Annotated in this window: 2 protein-coding genes; both read right to left on the bottom strand. The window is 41.2% G+C overall.

Annotated features, from left to right (window positions below):
* Position 1: 1 nt before the first annotated feature.
* A complete protein-coding gene (locus AB3G33_RS12660; RefSeq protein WP_367753228.1) occupies positions 2 to 910 on the bottom strand; it encodes a type IX secretion system membrane protein PorP/SprF in 909 nt (302 codons plus the stop codon).
* Between the two features lie 59 nt (positions 911 to 969).
* Positions 970 to 12,210, bottom strand: a complete 11,241-nt coding sequence (locus AB3G33_RS12655) for a gliding motility-associated C-terminal domain-containing protein (RefSeq protein ID WP_367770069.1) — start codon at positions 12,208 to 12,210, stop codon at positions 970 to 972.
* Positions 12,211 to 12,442: the final 232 nt, after the last annotated feature.

The following is a 12,442-nucleotide window of genomic DNA, read 5'->3' as shown; positions in this document are numbered from 1 at the left end:
ATTAAAAGAATCTTGGAGTCGTAATTTTGTCATTATTTTTAAATAATTCATATCGCAAGAATATTTCATGAGAGCCGGAATTATAATTATCCAATTTAGTGTTGTCAAGGTCATAACCATAGCCAATATATAATCCATCAGATATTTGCATTCCAACCATTGCACTTATAGCAGCACTCCATCTATATGCTAATCCAACCATAAACTTATCATTAAACATAAAGTTTCCAGAAACATCAACTTGAAGAGGGGCACCCTTTACCATTTTAGTAAGTAAGGCAGGTTTAAATTTAATGTTGCTATTAAGATCAAATACATAACCAGCAATTAAATAATAGTTTATTTTTTCTTTAAAAATGGCAACTTCATTACTATCGTAACGATTAGATTCTATAAAATTTGGAACCGAAAAACCTACATAAGCTTTACTGGAATGAAGGTATAGACCTACACCTATATTTGGTGAAAATTTATTATTATAATCATGTAAACTTGGGTCATCATCAACAGGATTTAATTTTGACACATCTAAATCAAATAAATTAGCAGTTGCTTTAACTCCAAAGGACAACTTAAAAGTTTCAGATGTTGGAACTGTATATGATAAATCTGCAGAAATAGTGTTTTCATGAATTGGACCAATTTTATCATTTATTACTGACACCCCTAAACCTAATTTGCTGGAATTTAAAGGAGTGTTTATTGAGACAGCATTTGTAGTAGGTGCGCCATCTAATCCTACCCATTGTGTACGATGTAAAGCAAATATACTCATAACTCCTCTTGACCCAGCATAAGCAGGATTGACATTGACTGTGTTATACATGTACTGTGTGAACTGGGAATCTTGTTGCGCATAACTTACAATTCCCGCAAATAGTAAAACTGATAATATGATTTTTCTCTTCATTTTGTTCTATTTTTTTAATCTAAGAGTTTTTAATTCTTAGAATCAGATTTGAGTTTGTTTTATCTTGTAAGGTATAAATAACCATTCTTTTTATTGGTTTGAATATTTCCATTTCCATCAACTGATGTATAATTTAATATATAAAAATACGTTCCAGAAGGTAATCCAGAAGACTGGCTAATTGTCGTTCTACCTTGTGATATACCCGTAAAAACTTTACTAGTATTATTATATCCTTGAGTTTCATAAACTAATATTCCCCAACGGTTATAGATTTCAACAGTATTTTCGGGATAACATATTGTGTCTTCTATATTATCAATTATAAATTGCTCATTAATTCCATCACCATTAGGAGAAAAAGCATTGTGTACTTCAACGACACCACAACCTAAAACAATACCACAATCCGCATCAGAAACATTCATTTTTATGATATATGTTATTGGACAACCATCAGTTTCAATTTCATATTGAATATTATAAATACCTTGAGATACGCCAAAAGGAGTGAATATATTTCCTATTAGAACTCCGGTATTATCATCAATCCAAATACCATTTAATGGAGTACCTTGAGGTAAGAGAGTTACTAAATCAATAGTTAATGTATTATCAGTATTACATGCAGTACTTTCAATTATTATAGGTTCAATTTTTTCTGGTTGAGTAATAGTAACGGAAGTTGTAGCATTACAGAATGCTCTTTCATCATTAGCTGTAAGAGTATAAGTTCCAGCAGGCAAGTTGGTATTAGATAAAACCTCGTTAGCTGCATTGGTTATTACAACAATAGAACCTGTACTACTAGTTACTGCGATTGAGCCATTGGCTAGACCAAAACAAGTAACATTGGTAGCAATTCCGCTAACGGTTACTGCAATTTCAGGTTGTGTGATGATTACTTGAGCAGTAGCTGAACAAGAATTTCCTTCATTACCACCATTTGCTGTAGCGGTAAGAGTATAAGTTCCAGCAGGTAAGTTTATATTAGATACCACTTGATTAGTAGCATTCGTTATTACCACAGTAGAACCAGTACTATTAGTTACAGTAATCGAACCATTAGCTTGACCAAAACAAGAAACATTAGTAGCAATTCCGCTAACAGATACTGCGATTTCTGGTTGAGTAATGGTTACATTAACTGTAGTTTGACATCCTTTAGCATCCGTTACGGTAAAAGTTTTTAAACCAGCAGTCAATCCTGTTTGAGCAGGTGTGATGGTATATCCAGCCGTTCCTCCAGCAGGAGTAATGACAACAGACCCATCGTTACCACCAAAACAAGACACATTTACTTGTGTTCCGGCTGTTGCACTTAAAGCTACAGCAGGCTCAGTAATGGTTACATCAACTGTAGTTTGACATCCTTTAGCATCGGTTACGGTGAAGGTATGTAAACCAGCTGTCAATCCTGTTTGAGCAGGTGTGATGGTGTATCCAGCCGTTCCTCCAGCAGGAGTAATGACAACAGACCCATCGTTACCACCAAAACAAGAGACATTTATTTGTGTTCCGGCTGTTGCACTTAAAGCTACAGCAGGTTCAGTAATAGTAACCTGAACAGTAGTTTGACATCCTTTAGCATCCGTTACGGTAAAAGTTTTTAAACCAGCAGTCAATCCTGTTTGAGCAGGTGTGATGGTGTATCCAGCCGTTCCTCCAGCAGGAGTAATGACAACAGACCCATCGTTACCACCAAAACAAGACACATTTACTTGTGTTCCGGCCGTTGCACTTAAAGCTACAGCAGGCTCAGTAATCGTTACATCAATTGTAGTTTGACATCCTTTAGCATCGGTTACGGTAAAAGTTTTCAAACCAGCAGTCAATCCTGTTTGAGCAGGTGTGATGGTATATCCAGCCGTTCCTCCAGCAGGAGTAATGACAACAGACCCATCGTTACCACCAAAACAAGACACATTTATTTGTGTTCCGGCCGTTGCACTTAAAGCTACAGCAGGTTCAGTAATAGTAACCTGAACAGTAGTTTGACATCCTTTAGCATCCGTTACGGTAAAAGTTTTTAAACCAGCAGTCAATCCTGTTTGAGCAGGTGTGATGGTGTATCCAGCCGTTCCTCCAGCAGGAGTAATGACAACAGACCCATCGTTACCACCAAAACAAGACACATTTACTTGTGTTCCGGCTGTTGCACTTAAAGCTAGAGCAGGCTCAGTAATCGTTACATCAATTGTAGTTTGACATCCTTTAGCATCGGTTACGGTAAAAGTTTTTAAACCAGCAGTCAATCCTGTTTGAGCGGGCGTGATGGTGTATCCAGCCGTTCCTCCAGCAGGAGTAATGACAACAGACCCATCGTTACCACCAAAACAAGACACATTTACTTGTGTTCCGGCTGTTGCGCTTAAAGCTAGAGCAGGCTCAGTAATAGTAACCTGAACAGTAGTTTGACATCCTTTAGCATCCGTTACGGTAAAAGTTTTTAAACCAGCAGTCAATCCTGTTTGAGCAGGCGTGATAGTGTATCCAGCCGTTCCCCCAGCAGGAGTAATGACAACAGACCCATCGTTACCACCAAAACAAGACACATTTACTTGTGTTCCGGCTGTTGCACTTAAAGCTACAGCAGGCTCAGTAATCGTTACATCAATTGTAGTTTGACATCCTTTAGCATCGGTTACGGTAAAAGTTTTCAAACCAGCAGTCAATCCTGTTTGAGCAGGTGTGATGGTGTATCCAGCCGTTCCTCCAGCAGGAGTAATGACAACAGACCCATCGTTACCACCAAAACAAGAGACATTTATTTGTGTTCCGGCCGTTGCACTTAAAGCTACAGCAGGTTCAGTAATAGTAACCTGAACAGTAGTTTGACATCCTTTAGCATCCGTTACGGTAAAAGTTTTTAAACCAGCAGTCAATCCTGTTTGAGCAGGTGTGATGGTGTATCCAGCCGTTCCTCCAGCAGGAGTAATGACAACAGACCCATCGTTACCACCAAAACAAGACACATTTACTTGTGTTCCGGCTGTTGCACTTAAAGCTAGAGCAGGCTCAGTAATCGTTACATCAATTGTAGTTTGACATCCTTTAGCATCGGTTACGGTAAAAGTTTTTAAACCAGCAGTCAATCCTGTTTGAGCGGGCGTGATGGTGTATCCAGCCGTTCCTCCAGCAGGAGTAATGACAACAGACCCATCGTTACCACCAAAACAAGACACATTTACTTGTGTTCCGGCTGTTGCGCTTAAAGCTAGAGCAGGCTCAGTAATAGTAACCTGAACAGTAGTTTGACATCCTTTAGCATCCGTTACGGTAAAAGTTTTTAAACCAGCAGTCAATCCTGTTTGAGCAGGCGTGATAGTGTATCCAGCCGTTCCCCCAGCAGGAGTAATGACAACAGACCCATCGTTACCACCAAAACAAGAGACATTTATTTGTGTTCCGGCTGTTGCACTTAAAGCTACAGCAGGCTCAGTAATGGTTACATCAATTGTAGTTTGACATCCTTTAGCATCGGTTACGGTAAAAGTTTTTAAACCAGCAGTCAATCCTGTTTGAGCAGGTGTGATGGTATATCCAGCCGTTCCTCCAGCAGGAGTAATGACAACAGACCCATCGTTACCACCAAAACAAGAGACATTTATTTGTGTTCCGGCCGTTGCACTTAAAGCTACAGCAGGTTCAGTAATAGTAACCTGAACAGTAGTTTGACATCCTTTAGCATCCGTTACGGTAAAAGTTTTTAAACCAGCAGTCAATCCTGTTTGAGCAGGTGTGATGGTGTATCCAGCCGTTCCTCCAGCAGGAGTAATGACAACAGACCCATCGTTACCACCAAAACAAGACACATTTACTTGTGTTCCGGCTGTTGCACTTAAAGCTAGAGCAGGCTCAGTAATCGTTACATCAATTGTAGTTTGACATCCTTTAGCATCGGTTACGGTAAAAGTTTTTAAACCAGCAGTCAATCCTGTTTGAGCGGGCGTGATGGTGTATCCAGCCGTTCCTCCAGCAGGAGTAATGACAACAGACCCATCGTTACCACCAAAACAAGACACATTTACTTGTGTTCCGGCTGTTGCGCTTAAAGCTAGAGCAGGCTCAGTAATAGTAACCTGAACAGTAGTTTGACATCCTTTAGCATCCGTTACGGTAAAAGTTTTTAAACCAGCAGTCAATCCTGTTTGAGCAGGCGTGATAGTGTATCCAGCCGTTCCCCCAGCAGGAGTAATGACAACAGACCCATCGTTACCACCAAAACAAGACACATTTACTTGTGTTCCGGCTGTTGCACTTAAAGCTACAGCAGGCTCAGTAATGGTTACATCAATTGTAGTTTGACATCCTTTAGCATCGGTTACGGTAAAAGTTTTTAAACCAGCAGTCAATCCTGTTTGAGCAGGTGTGATGGTATATCCAGCCGTTCCTCCAGCAGGAGTAATGACAACAGAACCATCGTTACCACCAAAACAAGAGACATTTACTTGTGTTCCGGCTGTTGCGCTTAAAGCTACAGCAGGTTCAGTAATAGTAACCTGAACAGTAGTTTGACATCCTTTAGCATCGGTTACGGTAAAAGTTTTTAAACCAGCAGTCAATCCTGTTTGAGCAGGTGTGATGGTATATCCAGCCGTTCCCCCAGCAGGAGTAATGACAACAGACCCATCGTTACCACCAAAACAAGAGACATTTATTTGTGTTCCGGCCGTTGCACTTAAAGCTACAGCAGGTTCAGTAATAGTAACCTGAACAGTAGTTTGACATCCTTTAGCATCCGTTACGGTAAAAGTTTTTAAACCAGCAGTCAATCCTGTTTGAGCGGGCGTGATGGTGTATCCAGCCGTTCCTCCAGCAGGAGTAATGACAACAGACCCATCGTTACCACCAAAACAAGACACATTTACTTGTGTTCCGGCCGTTGCGCTTAAAGCTAGAGCAGGCTCAGTAATCGTTACATCAATTGTAGTTTGACATCCTTTAGCATCCGTTACGGTAAAAGTTTTTAAACCAGCAGTCAATCCTGTTTGAGCAGGCGTGATAGTGTATCCAGCCGTTCCCCCAGCAGGAGTAATGACAACAGACCCATCGTTACCACCAAAACAAGACACATTTACTTGTGTTCCGGCTGTTGCACTTAAAGCTAGAGCAGGCTCAGTAATGGTTACATCAACTGTAGTTTGACATCCTTTAGCATCGGTTACGGTGAACGTATGTAAACCAGCAGTCAATCCTGTTTGAGCAGGCGTGATAGTGTATCCAGCCGTTCCCCCAGCAGGAGTAATGACAACAGACCCATCGTTACCACCAAAACAAGACACATTTACTTGTGTTCCGGCTGTTGCACTTAAAGCTAGAGCAGGCTCAGTAATGGTTACATCAATTGTAGTTTGACATCCTTTAGCATCGGTTACGGTAAAAGTTTTTAAACCAGCAGTCAATCCTGTTTGAGCAGGTGTGATGGTGTATCCAGCCGTTCCTCCAGCAGGAGTAATGACAACAGACCCATCGTTACCACCAAAACAAGACACATTTACTTGTGTTCCGGCTGTTGCACTTAAAGCTAGAGCAGGCTCAGTAATCGTTACATCAATTGTAGTTTGACATCCTTTAGCATCGGTTACGGTAAAAGTTTTTAAACCAGCAGTCAATCCTGTTTGAGCAGGTGTGATGGTGTATCCAGCCGTTCCTCCAGCAGGAGTAATGACAACAGACCCATCGTTACCACCAAAACAAGACACATTTATTTGCGTTCCGGCTGTTGCACTTAAAGCTACAGCAGGCTCAGTAATCGTTACATCAATTGTAGTTTGACATCCTTTAGCATCGGTTACGGTAAAAGTTTTCAAACCAGCAGTCAATCCTGTTTGAGCAGGTGTGATGGTATATCCAGCCGTTCCTCCAGCAGGAGTAATGACAACAGACCCATCGTTACCACCAAAACAAGACACATTTACTTGTGTTCCGGCTGTTGCACTTAAAGCTACAGCAGGCTCAGTAATCGTTACATCAATTGTAGTTTGACATCCTTTAGCATCGGTTACGGTAAAAGTTTTTAAACCAGCAGTCAATCCTGTTTGAGCGGGCGTGATGGTGTATCCAGCCGTTCCTCCAGCAGGAGTAATGACAACAGACCCATCGTTACCACCAAAACAAGACACATTTACTTGTGTTCCGGCTGTTGCGCTTAAAGCTAGAGCAGGCTCAGTAATCGTTACATCAATTGTAGTTTGACATCCTTTAGCATCGGTTACGGTAAAAGTTTTTAAACCAGCAGTCAATCCTGTTTGAGCAGGCGTGATAGTGTATCCAGCCGTTCCCCCAGCAGGAGTAATGACAACAGACCCATCGTTACCACCAAAACAAGACACATTTACTTGTGTTCCGGCTGTTGCACTTAAAGCTACAGCAGGCTCAGTAATGGTTACATCAATTGTAGTTTGACATCCTTTAGCATCCGTTACGGTAAAAGTTTTCAAACCAGCAGTCAATCCTGTTTGAGCAGGTGTGATGGTATATCCAGCCGTTCCTCCAGCAGGAGTAATGACAACAGACCCATCGTTACCACCAAAACAAGAGACATTTATTTGTGTTCCGGCCGTTGCACTTAAAGCTACAGCAGGTTCAGTAATAGTAACCTGAACAGTAGTTTGACATCCTTTAGCATCGGTTACGGTAAAAGTTTTTAAACCAGCAGTCAATCCTGTTTGAGCAGGTGTGATGGTGTATCCAGCCGTTCCTCCAGCAGGAGTAATGACAACAGACCCATCGTTACCACCAAAACAAGACACATTTACTTGTGTTCCGGCTGTTGCGCTTAAAGCTACAGCAGGCTCAGTAATGGTTACATCAACTGTAGTTTGACATCCTTTAGCATCGGTTACGGTAAAAGTTTTTAAACCAGCAGTCAATCCTGTTTGAGCGGGCGTGATGGTGTATCCAGCCGTTCCTCCAGCAGGAGTAATGACAACAGACCCATCGTTACCACCAAAACAAGACACATTTACTTGTGTTCCGGCTGTTGCACTTAAAGCTAGAGCAGGCTCAGTAATGGTTACATCAACTGTAGTTTGACATCCTTTAGCATCGGTTACGGTGAACGTATGTAAACCAGCAGTCAATCCTGTTTGAGCAGGTGTGATGGTGTATCCAGCCGTTCCTCCAGCAGGAGTAATGACAACAGACCCATCGTTACCACCAAAACAAGACACATTTACTTGTGTTCCGGCTGTTGCACTTAAAGCTAGAGCAGGCTCAGTAATGGTTACATCAACTGTAGTTTGACATCCTTTAGCATCCGTTACGGTAAAAGTTTTTAAACCAGCAGTCAATCCTGTTTGAGCAGGTGTGATGGTGTATCCAGCCGTTCCTCCAGCAGGAGTAATGACAACAGACCCATCGTTACCACCAAAACAAGACACATTTACTTGTGTTCCGGCTGTTGCACTTAAAGCTAGAGCAGGCTCAGTAATCGTTACATCAATTGTAGTTTGACATCCTTTAGCATCGGTTACGGTAAAAGTTTTTAAACCAGCAGTCAATCCTGTTTGAGCGGGTGTGATGGTGTATCCAGCCGTTCCTCCAGCAGGAGTAATGACAACAGACCCATCGTTACCACCAAAACAAGACACATTTATTTGCGTTCCGGCTGTTGCACTTAAAGCTACAGCAGGCTCAGTAATCGTTACATCAATTGTAGTTTGACATCCTTTAGCATCGGTTACGGTAAAAGTTTTCAAACCAGCAGTCAATCCTGTTTGAGCAGGTGTGATGGTATATCCAGCCGTTCCTCCAGCAGGAGTAATGACAACAGACCCATCGTTACCACCAAAACAAGACACATTTACTTGTGTTCCGGCTGTTGCACTTAAAGCTAGAGCAGGCTCAGTAATCGTTACATCAATTGTAGTTTGACATCCTTTAGCATCCGTTACGGTAAAAGTTTTTAAACCAGCAGTCAATCCTGTTTGAGCAGGTGTGATGGTGTATCCAGCCGTTCCTCCAGCAGGAGTAATGACAACAGACCCATCGTTACCACCAAAACAAGACACATTTACTTGTGTTCCGGCTGTTGCACTTAAAGCTAGAGCAGGCTCAGTAATCGTTACATCAATTGTAGTTTGACATCCTTTAGCATCGGTTACGGTAAAAGTTTTTAAACCAGCAGTCAATCCTGTTTGAGCAGGCGTGATAGTGTATCCAGCCGTTCCTCCAGCAGGAGTAATGACAACAGACCCATCGTTACCACCAAAACAAGACACATTTACTTGTGTTCCGGCTGTTGCACTTAAAGCTAGAGCAGGCTCAGTAATGGTTACATCAACTGTAGTTTGACATCCTTTAGCATCGGTTACGGTGAACGTATGTAAACCAGCAGTCAATCCTGTTTGAGCAGGTGTGATGGTGTATCCAGCCGTTCCTCCAGCAGGAGTAATGACAACAGACCCATCGTTACCACCAAAACAAGACACATTTACTTGTGTTCCGGCTGTTGCACTTAAAGCTAGAGCAGGCTCAGTAATCGTTACATCAATTGTAGTTTGACATCCTTTAGCATCCGTTACGGTAAAAGTTTTTAAACCAGCAGTCAATCCTGTTTGAGCAGGTGTGATGGTGTATCCAGCCGTTCCTCCAGCAGGAGTAATGACAACAGACCCATCGTTACCACCAAAACAAGACACATTTACTTGTGTTCCGGCTGTTGCACTTAAAGCTAGAGCAGGCTCAGTAATCGTTACATCAATTGTAGTTTGACATCCTTTAGCATCGGTTACGGTAAAAGTTTTCAAACCAGCAGTCAATCCTGTTTGAGCAGGTGTGATGGTATATCCAGCCGTTCCTCCAGCAGGAGTAATGACAACAGACCCATCGTTACCACCAAAACAAGACACATTTACTTGTGTTCCGGCTGTTGCACTTAAAGCTACAGCAGGCTCAGTAATCGTTACATCAATTGTAGTTTGACATCCTTTAGCATCGGTTACGGTAAAAGTTTTTAAACCAGCAGTCAATCCTGTTTGAGCGGGCGTGATGGTGTATCCAGCCGTTCCTCCAGCAGGAGTAATGACAACAGACCCATCGTTACCACCAAAACAAGACACATTTACTTGTGTTCCGGCTGTTGCGCTTAAAGCTAGAGCAGGCTCAGTAATCGTTACATCAATTGTAGTTTGACATCCTTTAGCATCGGTTACGGTAAAAGTTTTTAAACCAGCAGTCAATCCTGTTTGAGCAGGCGTGATAGTGTATCCAGCCGTTCCCCCAGCAGGAGTAATGACAACAGACCCATCGTTACCACCAAAACAAGACACATTTACTTGTGTTCCGGCTGTTGCACTTAAAGCTACAGCAGGCTCAGTAATGGTTACATCAATTGTAGTTTGACATCCTTTAGCATCCGTTACGGTAAAAGTTTTCAAACCAGCAGTCAATCCTGTTTGAGCAGGTGTGATGGTATATCCAGCCGTTCCTCCAGCAGGAGTAATGACAACAGACCCATCGTTACCACCAAAACAAGAGACATTTATTTGTGTTCCGGCTGTTGCGCTTAAAGCTACAGCAGGCTCAGTAATCGTTACATCAATTGTAGTTTGACATCCTTTAGCATCGGTTACGGTAAAAGTTTTTAAACCAGCAGTCAATCCTGTTTGAGCAGGTGTGATGGTATATCCAGCCGTTCCCCCAGCAGGAGTAATGACAACAGACCCATCGTTACCACCAAAACAAGAGACATTTATTTGTGTTCCGGCCGTTGCACTTAAAGCTACAGCAGGTTCAGTAATAGTAACCTGAACAGTAGTTTGACATCCTTTAGCATCCGTTACGGTAAAAGTTTTTAAACCAGCAGTCAATCCTGTTTGAGCAGGTGTGATGGTGTATCCAGCCGTTCCTCCAGCAGGAGTAATGACAACAGACCCATCGTTACCACCAAAACAAGACACATTTACTTGTGTTCCGGCTGTTGCGCTTAAAGCTACAGCAGGCTCAGTAATGGTTACATCAACTGTAGTTTGACATCCTTTAGCATCGGTTACGGTAAAAGTTTTTAAACCAGCAGTCAATCCTGTTTGAGCAGGTGTGATGGTGTATCCAGCCGTTCCTCCAGCAGGAGTAATGACAACAGACCCATCGTTACCACCAAAACAAGACACATTTACTTGCGTTCCGGCTGTTGCACTTAAAGCTACAGCAGGCTCAGTAATCGTTACATCAATTGTAGTTTGACATCCTTTAGCATCCGTCACAGTGAAGGTATGTAAACCAGCAGTCAATCCTGTTTGAGCGGGCGTGATGGTGTATCCAGCCGTTCCTCCAGCAGGAGTAATGACAACAGAACCATCGTTACCACCAAAACAAGAGACATTTACTTGAGAACTGAGAGTTGCAACTATGGCAGGGCGAACTGTTACAGTTGCTTCTACGGTTGAAATACTAGACCCACTACATAAGCCAGAACTTGAAAACAAGGCTCTGTATTTCGTAGTTACATATAAGTTAGTTGCAGTATAAGTAGTTGACATGTTACCTATATTAGTCCACGATGTAAATGGACTTACTGATGATTCCCAATTAATAATAGTTGCATTACTAGGAAGACCACTAATTGTTAGAGTTGTACTATTTGCACCATAGCATACAGTTGAATTAGGACCCACCGAACCTTTTAGAGGAATACCAAATGTTAGAGGAGTATCAACACATCTTTTTGAAGAAGCAGAGTTACCACTAACTGATGCTAATTTTGTAATATTTATTATTCCAGGAGTAGCATTGCAAATATTAATACCAAGACTTCCAAAAGGGATATTAAATTCTAGAAATGAAGCACCACTAGTACAAATAGTACCGCTTTTAGCAGCAAGTCCAGTAGTAATATCTGCTAAGATTAATTGTTGAGTTAAAATGTCCCATTTATATAATGTAAAAGAGCTAGCATTAGAATTAATTTCTATAACATATTCGGCTCCTGCTACGGATATGCTTCCTCCAAAAGTATCAGAAGTTAATCCAGTTGCGCTGTTATTATCTGTGTCTAAATACAATCTAAAAAGAGCTGCACCACTATTACCGATATTCATTCCCAATCTTAATACTTCAGTTTGAGTGTCAACTTTAGCTCTAATTGTTCCAACCTGACAGGTTGAAGACGGAGAAGTCGATAATAGTGCGCTAAACACCGTTCCTGTACCGTATTCATCACCAACAGCTCCAGGACCTGGACAATAATTTCCATCATAGGAATTTTGAGCGTAACAATTTGAAATAAATAGAGATAGAATAAGTAAAACAAAAATGATAAACTGTTTTAATTTTGAATTGGGTAAAATTGTTTTCATAGGATCAATTTTATATAGGTTTATAAAGCTTCAATTAGGACAAAATAATATTCGCATTCGTAATTAGATAGAGCTAAACTAATTACATTAAATTATTTTTTTTAATTTTCTCTTCGAATAGCTTAAAAACTCGTTAAATGACGCTTTTTTAGCAAATAAAAAGTTAAAAAACAACTGTTTTCAAAGGTTTATCTGTAATTAATCTAAATTTTATGTTAATTTTTATGTGAGT

The sequence above is a fragment of the Flavobacterium sp. WC2421 genome (assembly GCF_040822115.1).
Classification (GTDB): domain Bacteria; phylum Bacteroidota; class Bacteroidia; order Flavobacteriales; family Flavobacteriaceae; genus Flavobacterium.
The sequence above is the reverse complement of the archived record's forward strand: the minus strand, read 5'-3'. Positions and strand labels throughout refer to the sequence as shown.